18 protein-coding genes and 1 pseudogene are annotated in these 19,133 nt (G+C 65.5%); 14 read left to right on the top strand and 5 right to left on the bottom strand.

Annotated features, from left to right (window positions below):
* The first annotated feature begins 175 nt into the window (after positions 1–175).
* Positions 176–463, top strand: a complete 288-nt coding sequence (locus LB523_RS07825) for a hypothetical protein (RefSeq protein WP_224602040.1) — start codon at positions 176–178, stop codon at positions 461–463.
* A gap of 210 nt (positions 464–673) precedes the next feature.
* Here the strand turns inward: LB523_RS07825 and LB523_RS07820 are convergent, their stop codons facing one another.
* Positions 674–2,248, bottom strand: a complete 1,575-nt coding sequence (locus LB523_RS07820; RefSeq protein WP_224602038.1) for an alkaline phosphatase D family protein — start codon at positions 2,246–2,248, stop codon at positions 674–676.
* A gap of 257 nt (positions 2,249–2,505) precedes the next feature.
* Positions 2,506–3,789 carry an MFS transporter gene (locus LB523_RS07815; protein WP_224602035.1) on the bottom strand — a complete coding sequence of 428 codons (1,284 nt, stop codon included), beginning with the start codon at positions 3,787–3,789 and terminating at the stop codon, positions 2,506–2,508.
* Positions 3,790–3,867: 78 nt separating this feature from the next.
* Here LB523_RS07815 and LB523_RS07810 point away from each other — a divergent pair, with 78 nt between their 5' ends.
* The 9 genes and pseudogenes from LB523_RS07810 to LB523_RS07770 all read left to right on the top strand — a co-directional run bounded on the left by LB523_RS07810 (position 3,868) and on the right by LB523_RS07770 (position 13,986).
* Complete coding sequence (locus tag LB523_RS07810; protein WP_140544237.1) at positions 3,868–4,476, top strand: TetR/AcrR family transcriptional regulator; 609 nt, start codon at positions 3,868–3,870, stop codon at positions 4,474–4,476.
* Positions 4,477–4,519: 43 nt separating this feature from the next.
* Positions 4,520–5,110, top strand: coding sequence for a hypothetical protein (locus tag LB523_RS07805; protein ID WP_224602033.1), 591 nt, complete (start codon positions 4,520–4,522; stop codon positions 5,108–5,110).
* Between the two features lie 101 nt (positions 5,111–5,211).
* Positions 5,212–7,272: a 3-hydroxyacyl-CoA dehydrogenase NAD-binding domain-containing protein gene (locus LB523_RS07800; protein ID WP_224602031.1), complete on the top strand. Its 2,061-nt coding sequence runs from the start codon at positions 5,212–5,214 to the stop codon at positions 7,270–7,272.
* 339 nt (positions 7,273–7,611) lie between these two features.
* Positions 7,612–8,637, top strand: coding sequence for a BMP family protein (locus LB523_RS07795; protein ID WP_140841889.1), 1,026 nt, complete (start codon positions 7,612–7,614; stop codon positions 8,635–8,637).
* 245 nt (positions 8,638–8,882) lie between these two features.
* Positions 8,883–10,133: pseudogene (locus tag LB523_RS07790) on the top strand (ABC transporter ATP-binding protein); the annotation flags it as partial.
* Positions 10,134–10,372: 239 nt separating this feature from the next.
* Positions 10,373–11,428, top strand: a complete 1,056-nt coding sequence (locus LB523_RS07785; protein WP_224602027.1) for an ABC transporter permease — start codon at positions 10,373–10,375, stop codon at positions 11,426–11,428.
* Positions 11,425–12,369, top strand: coding sequence for an ABC transporter permease (locus tag LB523_RS07780; protein ID WP_224602025.1), 945 nt, complete (start codon positions 11,425–11,427; stop codon positions 12,367–12,369). The genes LB523_RS07785 and LB523_RS07780 overlap by 4 nt, the downstream gene beginning before the upstream one ends.
* Positions 12,370–12,697: 328 nt before the next feature.
* Positions 12,698–12,847: a hypothetical protein gene (locus tag LB523_RS07775; protein ID WP_224602023.1), complete on the top strand. Its 150-nt coding sequence runs from the start codon at positions 12,698–12,700 to the stop codon at positions 12,845–12,847.
* A 200-nt stretch (positions 12,848–13,047) separates the two neighbouring features.
* Complete coding sequence (locus tag LB523_RS07770; protein ID WP_224602021.1) at positions 13,048–13,986, top strand: LLM class flavin-dependent oxidoreductase; 939 nt, start codon at positions 13,048–13,050, stop codon at positions 13,984–13,986.
* Position 13,987: 1 nt separating this feature from the next.
* On the opposite strand, the gene LB523_RS07765 is transcribed toward LB523_RS07770, so the two are convergent.
* Together LB523_RS07765 and LB523_RS07760 are read right to left on the bottom strand one after the other, a co-directional pair.
* Positions 13,988–14,908, bottom strand: coding sequence for a sigma-70 family RNA polymerase sigma factor (locus LB523_RS07765; RefSeq protein WP_224602019.1), 921 nt, complete (start codon positions 14,906–14,908; stop codon positions 13,988–13,990).
* Between the two features lie 91 nt (positions 14,909–14,999).
* Positions 15,000–15,314: a putative quinol monooxygenase gene (locus tag LB523_RS07760; protein WP_095770057.1), complete on the bottom strand. Its 315-nt coding sequence runs from the start codon at positions 15,312–15,314 to the stop codon at positions 15,000–15,002.
* A 277-nt stretch (positions 15,315–15,591) separates the two neighbouring features.
* On the opposite strand from LB523_RS07760, the gene LB523_RS07755 reads away from it, so the two are divergent.
* Positions 15,592–15,783: a hypothetical protein gene (locus LB523_RS07755; protein WP_224602017.1), complete on the top strand. Its 192-nt coding sequence runs from the start codon at positions 15,592–15,594 to the stop codon at positions 15,781–15,783.
* Here LB523_RS07755 and LB523_RS07750 read toward each other — a convergent pair.
* Complete coding sequence (locus LB523_RS07750) at positions 15,746–16,420, bottom strand: cysteine hydrolase family protein (RefSeq protein ID WP_224602015.1); 675 nt, start codon at positions 16,418–16,420, stop codon at positions 15,746–15,748. The two genes, LB523_RS07755 and LB523_RS07750, sit on opposite strands and share 38 nt — an antisense overlap.
* Before the next feature lie 225 nt (positions 16,421–16,645).
* Between LB523_RS07750 and exbB the strand changes: the two genes are divergently transcribed.
* From exbB to LB523_RS07735, 3 genes are read left to right on the top strand one after another with little or no spacing between them, the layout of a single operon-like run.
* Positions 16,646–17,572, top strand: a complete 927-nt coding sequence (exbB, locus tag LB523_RS07745; protein WP_224602013.1) for a tonB-system energizer ExbB — start codon at positions 16,646–16,648, stop codon at positions 17,570–17,572.
* Between the two features lie 5 nt (positions 17,573–17,577).
* Entirely contained in the window at positions 17,578–18,084 is a 507-nt protein-coding gene (gene exbD / locus LB523_RS07740) for a TonB system transport protein ExbD (protein WP_224602011.1), read from the top strand.
* On the top strand, positions 18,081–19,073 hold the full coding sequence (locus LB523_RS07735) for a TonB family protein (protein ID WP_224602008.1): 993 nt from the start codon (positions 18,081–18,083) through the stop codon (positions 19,071–19,073). The genes exbD and LB523_RS07735 overlap by 4 nt, the downstream gene beginning before the upstream one ends.
* Positions 19,074–19,133: the final 60 nt, after the last annotated feature.

The following is a 19,133-nucleotide window of genomic DNA, read 5'->3' as shown; positions in this document are numbered from 1 at the left end:
TGCAGGCAGCAGGCCCAGAGGCGCCGCCTTTTTCGGTTGCGCGGCTCATACAAGGTTTTTCGCAATTGCGAAAGGGGAGGCCCGACCCCAAATACATGGTCACTGATTCTTAAACGTCTTGGTGTGAAATGATTCCGTTAACCAAGGCGGAACCTTTGAGGGGCCGGACAGTTCCATGTTCATGACCGATCAGATGTCCAGATTGCGTCCGGTTTTCGTGTGGGCGGCGCTTGGCGTGCTCGTCGCGGCCGGTGCCGCGCAGTCGGCGGCTGCGCTTCGGCAGGCCGACCCGATCGTACCGCCCGACGCCAGGACCGCGCAGCAGATGTTCGCCGACGCCCCCGACGGCGTCGACCCGATCGTCACCGGCCCGGTCAGCGCCGCCTTCAAGCAGCGCCAGAAGGATGCCAACTGCGACACCGCAGTCTGGCCCAACGTTCCCCGGGCTTGCTATCCGGATTGACGGTCGCGGCAGCAATACGACAAGCGTAGCGTTCCGGCACACCCCTCTCTGCCCTGCCGGGCATCTCCCCCGCAAGGGGGGAGATCGGATGTCGTGTCGGCTTTCGCCAACCTCCAGCGCTGAAAGACGAGCAGCAGGGTCGAAGCTGCCAATCTCCCCCCTTGCGGGGGAGATGTCCGGCAGGACAGAGGGGGGTGCCTCGCGCCGACCTTACGCCGACCGGACCGGATCCAACGTAACCTTGTAAAGCTCGTTGTCGTCGCGATCCATCAGGCGCACGGTGAGCTGTTCGGTCGCGCCGGAAATGTCGACCAGACCGAAGAACTGCAGCCCGGCCGACGGCGGCAGGTTCTGACCCTGTTCGGCGGTTGGCGCCTTGATGAACTTCAGCTCCGGCCCGAAGGTCATGTCGAGGTCGTTGGGGCCGAAGGTGCCGGCGTGGATCGGGCCGGAGACGAATTCCCAGAACGGATTGAAATCTTGGAACTGCGCCTTGTCGGGATTGTAGTAATGCGCCGCGGTGTAGTGGACGTCGGCGGTCAGCCACACCGTGTTGGTGATGCCGGCATTCTTGATGAAGCGCAGCACGTCGGCGAATTCCAGCTCGCGGCCTTTCGGCGCGCCATTGTCGCCGTTGGCGACCGCCTCGGCACCGGCCTTCTTCGCCGCGTCGTTCCAGACGACTAGGCCAAGCGGCATGTCGGCGGCGATGACCTTCCACGTTGCCTTGGAATTCGCCAGCTCGCGCTTCAGCCACTTGGATTGCTCCTCGCCGATCATGCGCGACTTCGGCGTCAGCGTCTCTTCCATGTCGGGGCCGTTCGGGCCGCGATAGGAACGCATGTCGAGGAAGAACACGTCGAGCAACGGCCCATGCGAGACCTTGCGGTAGACGCGGCCCGGCTCCGACGGCTCGTAACGGATAGTCGTCATTTCATGGAAGGCACGAGCTGCCCTGGCCGCCAGCACATGGATCGACTTTTCCTTGTAGCGGTCGTCGGCGGTCAGGTCCTTCGAATCCGACCAATTGTTGAGCACCTCGTGGTCGTCCCACTGGTAAAAGGTCGGGCAGATTGCCGACAGGCCAAGCACATGCTTGTCCATCATGTTGTATTTCCACTGGTCGCGGTACTCGTCCAGCGTCTCGGCCACCTTGCGCTTGCCGTCGATCATGACGACGTTCTTCCACTTGCCGCCGCCGGGCAGGTCGACCTCGTCCTTCATGGCGCCGTCGGCATAGATGGTGTCGCCGGAATGCAGGAAGAAGTCCGGCGTGTGCTTGGCGATGGTCGAGTAGGTCTTCATGCCGGTCTCGTCGATGCCCCAGCCCTGGCCGGCGGTGTCGCCCGACCAGGCGAAGCGCACGTCGCGCTTGGACGACGGCGCGGTGCGGAAACGGCCGACGATCGGCTCGGACACGGCATTGATGTCGGAAAGATCGGCAGCAGTCATGCGGTAGAAGATGTCCTGGTCCGAGGCGAGATCGGTGAGCAGCCGTTTCACCGTGTAGTCGCTGGCCGGCGAGGTATCGAGCGCAGCCAGCCGCGTTGCATTGGCGAAGCTTTCGGTCGTCGACACTTCATACATCACGCGCGCCGGTCGGTCGGTGCGGGTCCAGACCATGCCCGAGGTGGCATCGACGTCGCCGGACTGGACGCCATGCGTGAAGGCCGGACGCTGGCTGGCGCGGGAATAATAGGGCAGCGCCAGACCGGAGGCGCCGACAAGGCCGAAGGCGCTGGCCGAAGTGACGAAAGCGCGGCGGGTGAGCGAAAGCTTGTTCATGGCTGTCTCCGGGATGGCATTGAGCGGGACCGCCAAGCTCTCGCTTCAATGTTTCAGGCGCATATCGGAACCATGAAGTTTTGATAACAGTCGACATCTTCCTTCTCCCCTTGTGGGAGAAGGTGGATCGGCGCGCAAGCGCCGAGACGGATGAGGGGTGTTCCAGCGGAGTGAGGCGTCGGTGTTCCCTGGAGCACCCCTCATCCGGCCGCTTCGCGGCCACCTTCTCCCACAAGGTGAGAAGGGAAAGTCGCGCCTCAAGCCGCCTGCGGCTCCGGCCCGAAGGCCGGCCTGCTCGTGTTGATCAAGAGCGAAATACACGCCGCCGCGATACCGGTCATGCCAGCAATCAGGAAGGCCAGCTCGTAATTGCCCTGCAGCTCGCGCATCGTGCCGCCGAAGGCGGCGGCGGCCGCGGCGCCCACCTGGTGGCCAGCGACGATCCAGCCGAACACGATCGGTCCGCTGCGATCACCGAACGCCTCGTTGGCGAGCCGCAACGTCGGCGGCACGGTGGCGATCCAGTCGAGCCCGTAGAGCACGGCGAAGATAACCAGACTGGTCGCCGAGAAGCCGGAATAGGGCAGGTAGATCAGCGACAGACCGCGCACCGCGTAATAGACGCCGAGCAGCTTGCGTGGATCGAAACGGTCGGTGAGCCAGCCGGAGAGCGTGGTGCCGATCAGATCGAAAATGCCCATCATCGACAACAGCCCGGCTGCCTGCACCTCGCCGATGCCCATATCGCCGCAGAAGGCGATGAGATGCGTGCCGACGAGGCCGTTGGTGGTGAAGCCGCAGACGAAGAAGGTGGCGAACAGATACCAGAACACCCGCGTGCCCGCCGCGCGGCGCAGCGTGTTCAGCGTGTGCGCCAGGAAATTGCCCTGCGATGCCGGCGACACCGGCGGCACGTCGTCGGCATCGGCGCCGTAACGAACCTGGCCGATCGAAGCGGGGCGCTCCGGCACCAGCAGCAAGACGAAGGGTATCAGCGCGGCGGTGGCCAGCGCCACGGCAATCGCCACCGGCTTCCAGCCGCCGCTCTGCGCCAGCGAGGCGATGAGCGGCAGGAAAACCAGCATGCCGGTGGCGCTGGAGGCCGACATCAGCCCCATCATCAGGCCGCGATTGGTCTTGAACCAGCGGTTGACGATGGTCGCGCCCAGCACGCTCGCCACCGCGCCCGAACCGATGCCGGAAAACACGCCCCAGGTGATGAAAAGATGCCATGGCTCAGTCATGAACAGGCTGAGCGCGGTCGATCCCGACATCACCAGCAGCGAGCCGAGCAGCGTGCGGCGCAACCCGATTCGCTCCATCAGCGCGGCGGCGAACGGACCGGTCAGGCCGTAGAGCAGGATGCCGACGCTGGCGGCCCAGGACGTCACGTCGCGATGCCAGCCGAAGCTTTTCTCCAGCGGCACCATCATCACCGAGGGCGCCGAACGGAGCCCGGCCGCGATCAGCAGGCACAGGAAAATGACGGCAACAACGACGAATGCGTAGCGCTGGCCAAACGGACGGGACTGGATTATCATGTTACTGACCGGTACGTTGCAATGGAGTGAAGCCATACATACGTACCGGTCAGTAACATTGTCAAGCGAGTTGTGTGAATGCCATCCGACAATAAAATTGAAGCGTCGATCAGCGAGCCTCCTGCTCCCCGGGCGGCGGACAAGATCCTGGACGTGGCGCGCGACCTCTTTTACCGCGAGGGCATAAGGGCGATCGGCGTCGACGAGATCGTCAGGCGTGCCGGCGTCACCAAGCCGAGCCTCTACCGCAGCTTCCCGTCCAAGGATGAGCTCGCCGCCTCCTATCTGCGCAAATACGACCTCGAATTCTGGGAACGCTTCGACGAAGCGGTCGACGCGCATCCGGGCGATCCGCGCGCCCAGATCATCGCCTTCCTGACCCGCGTAGGCAAACGCACGCAAAAGCCGGACTATCGCGGCTGCGGCATGACCAACGCTGCGGTGGAATATCCCGAGCGCGGCCATCCCGCACGGGTGGTGAGCGAGAACAACAAAGTCGAATTGCGCCGCCGCCTGCGCGCCATGGCCGCCGCAATGGGCGCCGCCGATTCCGATACGCTGGGTGACGGCCTGCTGCTGCTCATCGAAGGCGCTTATATCAGCGGCCAGCTTTTCGGTTTGGGCGGACCGGCAGCGGCGGTCGCCCGCAACGCCGATCTCTTGATTGAAGCCAGCTTGAAGAAATAGCGATTGACGTTACGCTCGGGCAGCTCGAACGGAGTTGTCAGCGATGCGCGCTCTTCTGGTCCCGCTTGCCCTCGCCGGTTTCTGCCAGGCGGCCCAGGCCGGCGACATCTCCAGCACCTATACCGAGCTCGACTCGAAGAAGGACTGCGTGACCTATGCGCAGGCCGCGGAAGGCGACGGCGACTGGGCGAGCCTCGCTTGCTCCGGCTACCGCGGCTACCCGGTGCTGATCAGCTACGACGACGCGCGCGAATCCGTCTATTACGGCTTTCCGTCCGACGACATGACCGCGGTCTGGGAGAGCTTCACCGCCTTCAACGGCTCCGGACCGAAGGTGGAATGGCGCATCGAGACCAATGGCGACGTCGCAATCCCCTTCGCCGCCATCCACCGCCGCTCCGTCAGCAACCCTGAGGACGAAAAGAAATCGACCGAGGTGCTGGTCGTCGCCAAGGTCGCGCAACCGGAAGAGCACCAAGGCTGCACGATCGGCCTGATTTTAGCCACTGGCAACCCGCAGGCCAACGACCAGGCGCGCAAGCTCGCCGACGACAGGGCTAAGACCTTCGCCTGCGGCAAGGACAAGCGCGAGGTGATCGGCGACGTGCCGCCCTTCGGCCGCGTGGACAACTGACCGGGCCTCGCCAACAATTGGGCCAGGGCCGGATCGGGTTCCCATTCGGGTCGCTGCCTAGTAAACCCTTGCGCGGTTGCAGCCGGTCTTGGGAGGTCCGCTTGTCCAGCTCTGTCAGCGTTGCGAACGAGAACGGGGTGGCGGTGGTCACCATCGAAAACCCGCCGGTCAATGCGCTCAGCTTTCATGTCCGCAAGCCGCTTTACGAGGCGCTCACCGCTTTGCGCGACGATCCCGCCGCGAGCGCGATCGTCATCGCCTGCGCCGGCCGCACCTTTGTTGCCGGCGCCGACATCACCGAATTCGGCAAGCCGGTCGAGCAACCGGAACTGCGCGCCATCGTTGCCTTGCTGGAAACCGTCGCCAAGCCGACGGTAGCCGCCATCCATGGCACGGCGCTCGGCGGCGGGCTGGAATTGGCGTTGGGTTGCCATTTTCGCGTCGCGGACGCCGGCGCCAAGCTCGGCCTGCCGGAGGTAAAGCTCGGCCTGTTGCCGGGTGGCGGCGGGACCGTGCGTTTGCCACGCCTGGTCGGCGCCGCGAAAGCGCTCGGCATGATCGTCTCGGGCAGCCCGATCTCGGCCCGCGAGGCGAAGGCCGCCGGTCTTGCCGACGCGGTTGTCGACACCGATCTCTTGGCAGAGGCGGTCCGTTTCGCCCGCGAAATGGCTGATCAAGGCGGAGCGTTCGTGCCGGTGCGTGACCGCAACGACCGCCTTGCCGCAACCGACCTCGGCGCCTTCGACCGCCTTGCCGCCGATCTGGCCAAGAAAGCCCGCGGACTGGACGCGCCGCTTGCCTGCGCCGAAGCCGTGCGCAACGCGATCATCTTGCCGTTCGACGCAGCGCTTGCGGCCGAGCGGGAGCTTTTCCAAAAACTCGTTTCCGGCGACCAGTCGCGCGCGCAGCGGCATCTTTTTTTCGCCGAGCGCGAGGCGGCGAAGGTGCCGGGCAAGGATTTGCGGAAGCGCAGGATAGAGCGCGTCGGCATCATCGGCGCCGGCACGATGGGCGGCGGCATCGCCATGGCCTTCGCCAATGGCGGTCTGCCGGTGACTTTGCTCGAGACCAGCGAGGAAGCGCTGCGGCGCGGCCTGGCGACGATCGAGAAGAACTATGCCGTCTCCGTCAGCCGCGGCTCGTTGACGGAAGAGGCCAAGCAGCAGCGGCTCGGCCTATTCAAGGGCAGCACCGACTACGCCGATCTCGTCGATTGCGACTTGATCATCGAGGCCGTGTTCGAGGACATGGCGGTCAAGAAGGAGGTGTTCGGCAGGCTCGATGCGGTCGCCAGGCCCGGCGCCATCCTCGCCACCAACACCTCCTATCTCGACGTGAACGAAATCGCCGCCTCTACGTCGCGGCCGCAAGACGTGCTCGGCATGCATTTCTTTTCGCCGGCAAACGTCATGAAGCTCCTGGAGATCGTGCGCGCCGAGAAGACCGCGCCAGAAGTGCTGGCGACGGTCGCCGATCTCGCCCGGCGCATCGGAAAGATCGCGGTCGTCGTCGGCGTCTGCCACGGTTTCGTCGGCAACCGCATGCTGTCGGCGCGGGGCGCCGAAAACGAGGCGCTGTTGCTGGAAGGCGCGACGCCAAGCCAGGTCGATGGGGCCTTCACAGATTTCGGCTGGCCGATGGGGCCGTTCCAGATGGGCGACCTCACCGGCCTCGATATCGGCTGGCGCAACCGCAAGGCCCGCGGCCAGAAGGCTGTGATCGCCGATGCGCTGTGCGAAGAGGGACATTTCGGCCAGAAGACCGGGCGCGGCTGGTATCGTTACGAGACCGGCTCGCGTGAGACGATTGCCGATCCGGACGTCGAGGCGCTGATCCGGGCGAAGGCGGCGGAGCTTGGAATTGCGCGGCGCGAGATCGGCGCCGAGGAGATTCTCGAACGCACGCTTTATCCCTTGGTCAACGAGGGTGCGAAGATACTCGAGGAATGCATCGCCGCGCGCGCGTCCGATATCGATGTCGTCTGGGTCAATGGCTACGGCTTCCCGATCGGCAAGGGCGGGCCAATGTTCTGGGCCGGCCTTGCAGGCGCTGCGAAGATCGTCGAGCGGCTGGAGCATTGGCACCGGCAGACAGGCCGGCCGATATTCGAGCCGGCGCCGGCGTTGAGGCGGTTTGCCGAGACGGGGGCTTGGGAGGGATAGGATAAGGCATCCGGAACGGGCGCCGGAGTTCTTTCACACCCCCCTCTGTCCTGCCGGACATCTCCCCCGCAAGGGGGAGATTGGCAGTTCTGGCGCCTCGCCGCCCTTGCGACGTCCGAGAATGGCGAAGGCGGTCATGACAGTTGATCTCCCCCCTTGTGGGGGAGATGGCCGGCAGGCCAGGGAGGGGGGCGCTGTCCCGCCAGCGTTCCGGCTTCCACAGCGACAACACCCAAATTTGACCATGTGGACAAATCTCAGGCGCCGTTCCATAGTCCCGGGTGTCTGACATTTTGGAACGGCCGGCTCGACACGGCTGTCGAACAGAGGGGCACTTCAATGGAAAACGAACGTAGCAAAACGCAACGCGCCGGCCTGTCGCGGCGCAGCGTGCTGGAACTCGGCGCGCTCGGCCTCGCGGCTACCGTGCTGCCCGGCGCGGCCTTCGCCAAGGACAAGAAGCTGAAGGTGGCGGCGATCTTCGCCACGCCGATCGAGGAGCCGTGGGACAACCAGATCCATGTCGCCCTGCAGAAGGCCGAGAAAGAACTGGGCATCGAATACAAATGGTCGGAAAAGGTGCAGACCGCCGACTTCAGCCGCGTGATGCGCGAATATGCTCAAGGGGGGTACCAGCTCGTGCTGGGCGACGCCTTCGCCGCCGAGCGCGAGTCGCGCCGCACGGCTAAACAATTCCCGAAGACGGCGTGGCTGTTCGGCTCCGGCGCCGGCCCGGCCGAGCCCAATTTTGGCGTCTTCGACAACTGGATTCACGAGCCCGCCTATCTCTCCGGCATGATCGCCGGAAAGATGTCGAAATCGGGCACGGTGGGCGCCGTCGCGGCGATGGGCATCCCGGAAGTGAACCGGCTGGTCAACGCTTTCTTCGCCGGCGCCAAGGAGGTCAACCCGAACGTCAAGAAGAAGGTCGCCTTCATCGGCTCCTTCTTCGATCCGCCCAAGGCCAAGGAAGCAGCCGTGGCGCAGATCGATGCCGGCGTCGACGTCATCTATGCCGAGCGCTTCGGCGTCATCGAGGCCGCGGTCGAGAAGAAGATTTTTGCCATCTCCAACATGTCGGACCAGTCCAGCCTCGGGCCGGACACGGTCATCACCGGCCCGGTGTGGGACATGTACCCGACCGTCGAGCAGGCGATCAAGCTGGTCAAGGCCGGCGTCTTCACCGCGCAGGACTATGGCGATTTCTCGCGTATGGCCAAGGGCGGCTCGTATCTGGCGCCCTACCACAAATTCGACAAGACACTGCCCGCCGACGTCAAGGAGCTGGTCGAGAAGAAGAAGGCCGAGATCCTCGAAGGCAATTTCCGCGTCGACGTCGACGAGAACACGCCGGTTTCGGATTGACGCCAGGGGCGGCGCGAGGCCCCCCTCTCTGTCCTGCCGGACATCTCCCCCTCAAGGGGGGAGATTGGCAGTTCCGTCGACGGTGTTCGATGCTTTCAACGTTGAAAGTTGGCAAGGCCGCCGTGACATCTGATCTCCCCCCTTGAGGGGGAGATGGCCGGCAGGCCAGAGGGGGGTGCAGCGCTGCCCTCCGCGATTGGCCGGATCGCAAGTCAGGAGCACCCTTGTCCGCCCCACTCATCGAAATGCGCGGCATCACCAAGAGCTTCGGCGCCGTCAAGGCGAACGAGGCCGTCGACCTTAGCGTCGCGCCCGGCGAGATTCTCGGCCTGCTCGGTGAGAACGGCGCCGGCAAGACGACGCTGATGAACGTGCTGTTCGGCGCCTATGCGCCGGACGCCGGCGAGATCCTGGTCGAAGGCAGGCCGGTCGCCATCCACAATTCCGCCGACGCCCTGGCCGCCGGCATCGGCATGGTGCATCAGCATTTTCACCTCGCGCCGCGCCTCACGGTGCTGGAAAACCTTTTGATAGGCATTGCCGGCAAGTCCGGTCGTATCGACCGTGCTCGCGGGCTTGCCCGCCTGGACGAAATCAGCCGGCAATATGGGCTGAGCCTCGATCCGAACCTGCCGGTGTCGGCGCTGTCCGTCGGCGAGCAGCAGCGGCTGGAAATCATCAAGGCGCTGTTTCGCGGCGCCAGGCTTTTGATTCTCGATGAGCCGACGGCGGTGCTGGCGCCGAGCGAAGTGGACGGCCTGTTCGCCGCCCTGCGCTCGATGGCGGCGCAAGGGCTCGGCATCATCTTCATCTCGCACAAGCTCAACGAAGTCAGGGCGCTCACCCATCGCTGCGTCGTGCTGCGCCACGGCAAGGTCGCCGGCCGCGTCGACGATCCGGCAAGCACCACGTCGGCGGAAATGGCCAAGCTGATGTGCGGCCACGAAATCGTCCCGCCGGTCAAGCAGTCTTCGACGCCCGGCGCTTCCGTGCTGACGCTCGACCGCATATCCACTTCCGCTCATGCCGGCACGCCGCTGCGCGACGTCTCGCTTTTCGTCCGCGCAGGCGAGATCCTGGGCATCGCCGGCGTTTCCGGCAACGGCCAGCGTGCGCTGGCCGATGTCATTTCCGGCATGCTGCCGCCCAAGGCCGGAGCGATGACGATAGCCGGCAAAGCGGTTGCGCAATTTTCGCCGCGTGAATTGCAGACGCTCGGCCTCGGTCGCATCCCGGAAGACCGGATGACCACCGGCCTCGTCACAAACCTGCCTTTAGCCGATTCCATGGTGCTGCCGCGTATCGGCACCGAGGTCTTCAGCCGCAAGGGCCTGCTCAACCCGGCCGCCATCCGCGCCTTCGCCGAGCAACAGATCAAGGCCTATGACATACGCTGCCCCGGACCGATGGTGCGCGCCGGAGCGTTGTCCGGCGGCAATCTGCAGAAGGCGCTTCTTGCCCGCGAGCTCGCCTTCGACCCCAAGGTGCTGATCGTCTCGCAGCCGACGCGCGGCCTCGACATCGGCGCTGCCCGCTTCATCCACGAGAAATTCCTCGCCATGCGCGCCAAGGGCTGCGGCATCATCGTCATCGGCGAGGACCTCGAGGAATTGCTGATGCTCTCGGACCGCATAGCCGTGCTGTATGAGGGCCGCATCGCGGGCACGCTTCCCAGCGCGGATGCCACCGTCGCAAGGCTCGGCCTGATGATGACCGGCGCGGAGGGGCACGCCTGATGTTCCGCCTCGAAGCCCGCACGTCGACGCCCGCATGGTTCAACCTCGCGCTGCCGCTGGTCGCCATCGCCGCCACACTGATCCTGTGCAGCGGCCTGATCGCGATTGCAGGCGCCGGCGTCGTCGAGGCCTATGGCGTGATGCTGTCTGCATCCCTCGGCGACAGCTACGCCATCACCGAGACGCTGGTGCGCGCCGCCCCGATGGTCTTCACCGGCCTGGCGGTGGCGATCGCCTTCCGCGCCAAATTCTGGAACATCGGCGCCGAGGGCCAGCTGCTCGCCGGCGCGGTGGCAAGCTGCTTTGTCGGCGCCATCCCCATGCCGGGCTATCTCGCTATGCTGCTGATGGCCCTTGTAGGCGCCACCGCCGGCGCTCTCGTCGCGCTGGTGCCGGCGACATTGCGCGTCAAATTCAAGGTCGATGATGTGGTCAGCTCGCTGCTCCTCAACTCGGTCATCTATTACGCGCTGATGGCGCTGATCGAGGGGCCGTGGAAGGACACCTTCTCCGGCTATCCGATCTCGCCGCCGATCGAGGACTCGGCCAATTTCCCGGTGCTGGTCGAGGGCACAAGGCTGCATCTCGGCGTCGTCGTGGCGCTGATCGCCGCACCCCTTTGCTGGTTCCTGATCGCGCGCACCACGCTAGGTTTTAGGATCCGCGTCACCGGCGAGAACCCGGAAGCCGCCCGCTATGGCGGCATCAACGTGCAGCGGGTGCTGCTGTCCACCGCGCTGCTCTCCGGCGCGCTGGCCGGGCTGGCCGGCGTCGGCGAGGTCGGCGGCGTCCACTTCCAGGTGATGAGTGACATCTCGCCGGGCTATGGTTATTCGGGCATCGTCGTCGCCATGCTTGCCCGGCTCAACCCGCTCGGCGTGGTGCCGGCGGCGATCTTCCTGGCCGCGGTCATGACCGGCGCCGAGGCGATGTCGCGGGCGACCGGCGTGCCGGCTTTCTTAAGCGACGTCATCCAGGGCACGGCGCTGCTGGCCATGCTGGTGGCGCTGCTGTTCACCGCCTACCGCATCCGCCGCGTGGGAGCGCAAACATGAGCGCGGTGTTCGAGCAGATCTTCCAGGTCGGCTTTCTCGCCGCCATCATCCGCATCGCCACGCCGCTCGCCTTCGCCACGCTCGGCGAAATGTTCTCCGAGCGGGCAGGCGTGCTCAATCTCGGCATCGAGGGCATCATGCTGCTGTCGGCGATGGCCGGCTTCACCGCGGCGAGCCTTGGCGGCAGCCTGTGGCTTGGCGTGCTGGTGGCCGTGCTGGTCGGGGCGCTGATGGGCGCTCTGCATGCGCTGTTCACCGTGGCGCTGGGGCTGAGCCAACATGTCTGCGGCATCGGCGTGACTTTGTTCTGCTCGGGCCTCGCCTATTTCCTCTACCGGCTGATCTTCGGCCAGCAATCGGTGCCGCCGAGCATCGACGGCTTCAAGCCGGTGCCGATCCCGCTGCTTTCGGACATCCCGATCCTCGGCCCGGCTGTGTTCAGCCAGTTCACGCTGGTCTATCTGGCGATCATCGCCATCCCGCTCGCCGCCTTCGTGCTCTACCGCACGCCATGGGGGCTGTCGGTGCGCATGGTCGGCGAGAATCCGCGCGCGGCGGACTCGGCCGGCGTCAGCGTGATTGCCACGCGCTTCCAGGCGGTGATCCTCGGCGGCGCGCTGATGGGCGTTGCGGGCGCCTTCCTTACCATGGCGCAGTTCAACGCCTTCACCTTCGGCGTCGTATCCGGGCGTGGCTGGGTGGCGATCGCTTTGGTCGTGTTCGGCCGCTGGGATCCCTGGCGCTCGGCGGGCGCGGCGCTGCTTTTTGCCTTCGTCGATGCGCTGCAGCTCAGGATGCAGGCGAGCGGCCTCGGCCACATCCCCTACGAAGCCTTCCTGATGCTGCCCTTCATCTTCACCATCGTCGCTATGGCCTTCATGTCGCGCAACGCGGTGGCGCCTTCGGCGCTGCTGAAGCCGTTCCGACGGGAGGAGCGTTAGGCGGGTGGCGCCCTTTCATCTCCCTCTGGAGGGGGAAAGGTGGCGCTGCGAAGCAGCGGCGGAGTGGGGGAACCACCTCGCTACCGCCGCGAGCGAAAGGGCACTCGGCGCACGAATCTCCTTGCACCGCGCCATGGGTCGACCCCACTCCGTCGAGCGCCTGCCGTTCTGGAACGAAAAACCTGGAACCGGGTATGCCGCTACCGGGCGAGAATGAAAAACCACAGATTGCATCCTCCCCAAAAATTTGTTCCAGAAACTGCCCAAAAATAACAATCGACAAAGTCTACTAATTTTATAGATTAACGGTCGCGACGGAGGATCGACCATGTCCTACATTCAGAACGCCCAACGCAAAGGCCAGAGGCTTGCCGCCGACCCGAGCTGGAGGCCCGCCTATGGCGGCACGTTCGCCTACCTCGTCTTTGCGCTTGCCTTCGTGTTCACCGGTGCCGTCGTTTTCGGGATCGTCCCCTGACTGAGCCGGGGCCAGAGCAATTCCAGGAAAGTGCGATCTGTTTTCCGTCCGGAATTGCGTAAAAACAAAGGCCCCGCCGTCCAAAAATCTGAGTTGAGTAATCGGAGCTGAAGAAGGCCAGCGCGCTGTCGCGCGCCGACAAGATGGATTTGACTCGGGGGTTCGGAGCGGGGCGACCCAACGTGATGGAGGAGATGGCAATGCCGATCGAGTTCACGCATGTTCCAGGCAAGCCTGCCAATGGCAGCTTCTTTTACGATTTCGCCGAGACGGCGACCAAATTGTCGCTGATCGAGGATTCCGGTTTCCGCAAGCTGGTGGTGGACGATCCGGCCGGACTGCTTGCCAACATGGATATCGCCGCGCAGACGCTCGACCGCACCGGCTCGCTGGAGGTGGTGCTGACGCATTGGGCCGGCGTTATCGAGCCGACGGTAGCGGCCAGGCAGCTCGCAGCGCTCGACCGCAGAGGCGGCGGGCGTCTGTCGCTTCGCATGCTGAGCGAGCCGCTTGAAGACAGCGATGCCGAGGCGCGGCCGGTCGGCCACAGCGTCGTGTGGCAGCGCATCGACGAATATCTGGTGCTGCTGAAGCGCCTGTGGTCGAATGACAGGCCCTTCGACCATGAGGGCGCCTTCTACAGCGTGCGCGGCGGCTTCGTGCCGCGCAAGGGTCCGCACGGCGGCGATCTCGTCATCCGGCTCGGCGGTCAGTCGGGCACCGCGCTGAAGGTCGCCGGCAAGCATGCCGATGTCTTCGAGCTGGCCGCCGGTTCGCCCGACGAGGTGAGGCAATTGATGGAGCGCGCGCGCAGCGCCGCCGCCGAGCACGGCCGCGGCGGCAGGCTGCGCTTCGCGCTTCCGGTGCGCATCCGCCCGGACGGCTGGACGGGCGCCTCGGATCACAAGGCGGTCGAGATTGTCGGGCCGCCGGCGCGGCTCGCCTTGGCGCTGTTGCCCTATGCGGCGCTGGGCGTCGAGGAATTCATGATCGGCGGCATCGACCGCCTGGGCGAGATCGCTCGCATCGGGCGCGAGACGATCACGCGGGTCGCGAATTCGCTGGCGCGACGCGAGACGGAGGTCCCGCAGCCGGGCGCGTTTGCCTCGCACCCTTTTGCGCAACGCTGCGCGTCCTAGACTAAGATCGCTCCGCGTCGGAATAATCCAAGCCGTCCATCACGTAATCCGCGAACAGGAAGTCGCGGATGCCGGCGATCCGGCCGTTCTCCCAATCGATGAGGATGAAGTAGCGCGGCGGTCCGTCCGGACGCTCCGGGCTGGTGACCAGGATGGCGGGCCGGCCTTCGACGAGGCCGGTTGTGAAATGCCAATGCGTCTCGTCGGCATAGCGGCCGAAATAATTGCCGACATATTCCTTGCCGTCGGCGCGCAGGCGGTTGACCAGCTCCAGCTTGACGTCCTCGGCCAGCAGGCCGCGCAAGGCATCGAAGTCCCTGGCGTTGAAGGCGGCCACATAATCGCCGAGGCGCCGCATGTCGTGTTGGTCGAGCGCCGGGCGGGGCGGCGCGATGCGCGGCGCGGCCGCCAGCTTGCGCAGGCTCTCGCGGCCCCGCTGCAGCGCGCCTTTGATCGCGGTCTCGGAAGTTTCGAGGATTTCGCCGGTCTCCTCCAGACTGTGTCCAAGCACATCCTTCAGCACGACCGTGCATCGTTGCGCCGGCGGCAGTTGCATCAGTTCGGCCAGGCTCGCCTCGGCGGCAATGCGAGCATCCAGCGCCGAGTTCTGGTCGGCGATCGTGTCGAGCTCGACTTCGCTTTCGCGCCCCCGCAGGCGGGCGCGCTTGCGCAGGAAATCGAGGGCGGCGTTATGCGCGATGCGAAACAACCAAGGCTCGGTCTTGTCGGGCATGTCGCCATTCCTGATCGCCACGAAGCCTTTTGCCAAAGCCTCCTGGATGATGTCTTCGCCATCGATGACCGATCCGACCATGCGCGACGCGTAGCGGTGCAGCTTGGCTCTCAGCAAGGCGGCATCGCGCTCGAAGGCGCGAAGCCTGGTTTCGGCCGCCGCAACGGACTGATCGTGCGAACCGGTCACGCGTGCTCTACCTCTTTGTTTGACGCAATTCCGGACAGAAGGTCGGCGAAGGCGCCGAACCCAACCGTTTCACACTTTTCCTGGAATTGCTTCAGTTCTCCACCCCGCCCGTATGGGAATACGTCGTGTGGCCCATCATGGTCTCGCCGGAGGCGAGCTCGACGATGCTCTTCATGTATTCGCCGAAGCGGGGATCGCCGCGGAAGGCCGCAATGTCGTCCGCCGAACGCCATTGCGAGATGTTGGCCACCTTGCTGCCGTCGACGCCGATCACCACGGATGACGACAGCGAGCCAGGCTGCCTGCTGAAGAAACTCCTCGTGCCCTCGGCAAGCGTGTTGGCGAGTTCCTGCTGCTTGCCCGGCTTGGCGGTGAAGACGTTGATCAGGGTCACTGTGGTCGACATGGCTTGGCTCCGTTTGTCCTGATGGCGGAGGCCGTCCTGGCTCTCGCACCCGTTACGACCCTCAAGACGAAGCCTGAACCGAAAACGGAACGGTACACGCAAAAGTTTTTCGGCAATCAATCAAGTTCGCGATCCGGACGCTGCCATGGACCTATATCGAGCGGCCGCCGCGCCCGTGAGTTCAGAAAAATTTATCCCTCGCCGTTCCAAAAGCCATCCGCGTTTCGTCTTGGTGAGTGTCGGGCTGCGACCCCGGCATCAACCAAGGGAGAAGCAAATGTCGATCCTGTCATCCATCGCTCGCATCGCGGCCGAATACACCGCGACCCGTGCCCGATATCGGGCAGCGCGGACGCTTTATCTGCTGCCACTCGACATCCGCAAGGATATCGGCTGGCCGGAACCCGGCGATCCGCGCAATTCCGAAATCCTCAGCTCGCCACGACCGCGAGCCGTGCTAGCGCGCTGATGACGGCCGCCGAGTCCGCCAGCGCACCGAAGACGCCGTCCTCGACCGTCACCATATGCAGTGCGGCTTCATGCGCATATTGGTCGCCGCTGGCGCAGGCGTCCGAAATCGTCAGGCACTGGAAGTTGCGGTCGCAGGCCTCGCGCAACGTCGTGTGCACGCAGACATCCGTCGTGCAGCCGGTGAACAGCAGATGCGTGATGCCGCGCGCCCGCAGAATGAGCTCGAGATCCGTGTAGGTGAAGGCGCTGTTGCAGGTCTTGTCGATGATGATGTCTCCAGGCGCCACCTCGATGTCGGAAACGATCTGGAAACCCGGGCCGGAGCGCAGCAGGACATCGGTGCCGTCGAGCCCCGCCCGCTTGCGGCGCCATCTTTCATAAGGCGTCATATCGGCCATGTCGGCGCGGTAGCCTTGCCTGGTGTGGATGATGGTGAGGCCGGCGGCGCGGGCCGCGGCAATCAGCCGGCTCGCCGCCGGCAGGATGGCTCGCAGCGGCGACGGATCGTAGCCCTTCCTGGCGAAGTAGCCGGTCGGCGAGAGGAAATCCTCCTGCAGGTCTATCGCCAGCAGCGCCGTGTGCTGCGGCTCCAGCCTGCCGTCATAGGGAAAGTCGAAGGGTATCGCCTTGATCATCGGCCGCCTGCTCTTCTTGCTCCATGCGCATCGTGCCCGGCAACCGCCTTGCGGTCCAGGCCCGCAGCGTGCTCAGGCGGGCATAGGCACATTATGAATTGTGGAGCAGCATAGTCGTCTTTATAGTTGACTCGCAAACTCATGTTTCATAGTCACCCGGCATGGCTCGCCCTGCACCTGTCTGTATGGCGGCGCCGCATTGCAATGATGAAGCGAGGACGAGCCTTGTCCCGAAACAGCCTCTTGGCGGCGCTGGCCGCGTCGCTCATTCTTTCGGCGGGTGTCGCCGCGGCGCAGGGACGATCGCCTGCGCCGGTCGAGCAGGCGCCGGCCGCTCCAACCCTGCAGACGCCTGCGGCACAGGCGCCCGCCGCCACGTCGGTGGGGCCAGGCATTCGGCCGGCTGCGAACGGCGCCACGAGCGAAGAGCCTTCCATCTCGCTGACGCTGCCGCATGACCTGTCGCCCTGGGGTATGTTCATGAATGCCGACATCGTCGTGAAGGCGGTGATGGTCGGGCTGGCCTTCGCTTCCCTCGTCACCTGGACGATCTGGCTCGCCAAGTCGCTGGAGGTCCTGGGCGGCAAGCTGAGGGCCCGCCGCGCCGCCGATGCGATCGGCAACGCCGCGACATTGATGCAGGCCGGCCGGGAGCTTGGCCGCAGCGGCGGCCCGGGCGCGCTGCTGGTGCGGGCGGCGGAAGAGGAACGGGCGCTGTCGGCCGGCGCGCTCGACCATGCCTCCGGCGACGGCCTGAAGGAACGCGTCGCCTCCAGGCTTGCGCGCATCGAGGCGGCGGCGGGGCGGCGCATGTCGCGCGGCACCGGCCTGCTCGCCACCATCGGCTCGACGGCGCCCTTCGTCGGCCTGTTCGGCACCGTCTGGGGCATTATGAACGCTTTTATCGGCATCTCGCAGGCGCAGACCACCAACCTCGCCGTCGTCGCGCCCGGCATCGCCGAGGCGTTGCTTGCCACCGCCATGGGCCTCGTCGCGGCCATTCCGGCGGTCGTCATCTACAACGTCTTCGCGCGCTCGATAGCCGGCTACAGGCAGATCCTCGCCGACGCTTCCGCGGGCGTCGAGCGGCTGGTCAGCCGCGACCTCGATTTCCGCACCGTGCCGCCGGCAACGGCGATCGCGGCGGAGTAACGGCGATGGCGACACGCATTCGCGAGACGTCCGGCGACGATCTCGAGGAAAGCCACGACATCAACGTCACGCCGTTCATCGATGTCATCCTGGTGCTCCTGATCATCTTCATGGTCGCCGCACCGCTCGCCACGGTCGACGTCAATGTCGACCTGCCCGGATCGACGGCTGCGCCGGCGCCGCGGCCCGAGACACCGCTGTTCCTTACGCTGAAAAGCGATCTGACGCTGGCGATCGGCAATGACAGCGTGCTCCGCCCGGCCTTCGCCGGGGCGCTCGACAACCGCACCAAGGGCGACAAGCAGACGCGCATCTTCCTGCGTGCCGACAGGACGGTCGGCTATGGCGACCTGATGGAGGTGATGAACCTGCTGCGTAGCGCCGGCTACCTCAAGGTCGCGCTGGTGGGGCTCGAAACTACGTCGGGCAGTGCTGGCGGACCGGCCGAGTCTGGAGCTCCGGTAACTGGTGTAAACTCGGCGCCGGCTCCGGGTGACGGTTCAGCGCCATGACGGTCGCCGCGCTTTCCCGCATTTCGCAGCCGCGCTTCGGCGCGCGTGAGGCCGGCCTATGGACGAGCGCCGCCGCAATCATTCTGGCTGCGCATGTGGCGGTTGCCTATGCGGTGCAGAATCTGAGCTTCGCCGAGAGGCAGGATGGCGGTCCGCCGCCGGCGCTGGCGGTCGAGATGGCGCCGCTGGCCATCGCCCCCGCCGTGCCGGAAGAGGCGGCGATGCCGGACACGGTGACACCGGAGCCGCCCGATGCGACGGAGGAGACGGAAAAGCCCATCGACGTGAAATCGGTGATCGACCCGGCGCCGGTGGCCGAGCAGACCAAGCCCGTCGCTGAACAGCCCCTCGATATCGACGACACGCAGGAGGCCAAACAGGCCGCTCCCGCCGAACAGGCCGTTGCTGCCCTGAGCGAGCGGCCGCCGCTGGACGAGGTCGTGCCCGACCTTGTCGAGGCGATCGCGCCGGACGTCGTCATTCCGCTGCCGGTACCGAAACCTGCGGAAGCGGAGATGAAGGCGCAGAGACCGGTCGAAGCCAGGAAGAAGGCCGAGAAAAAACCGGTCGAGAAGCCGAAAGAACGGGTGAAAAAGGAAAAGGCGCCACCGCCAAGGGCGACGACCACCGCCAGCATCGACGCCAAGGCGGCGGCGAAGGCGGCAGCACCGCAGTCCTCGAATGCGGCGCCGCGCTCCAGCGTCGGCCCGTCGCGCTGGAATTCCAGCCTGGCGGCGTGGATCAGGCGGCACACCCGCTATCCGAGCGCGGCGCGCTCCAGGCGGGTCGAGGGCACGCCGAGCGTGACCTTCACGGTCGACAGCTCCGGCAGGGTGGTCTCGGCCCGGCTGGCGCGATCCTCGGGCGATGGCGATCTCGACCGCGCGGCGCTCGGCGCATTGCGGGGCGCCTCGGTACCGGCGCCGCCGGCGGAGCTCGGCGCCCGCGTCACCCGCACCGCGCCCTTCGTCTTCAGCCTGCGCGACTAGATGGCCATTCAACTTTCAGGCTTGACTGGCGGACGGTACGGAATAGGGTAGCCCGCGAAA

Source organism: Mesorhizobium sp. ESP-6-4, assembly GCF_020164735.1.
Classification (GTDB): domain Bacteria; phylum Pseudomonadota; class Alphaproteobacteria; order Rhizobiales; family Rhizobiaceae; genus Mesorhizobium.
Note: the sequence above shows the minus strand (reverse complement) of the source record. Positions and strands in the feature narration are given on the sequence as shown.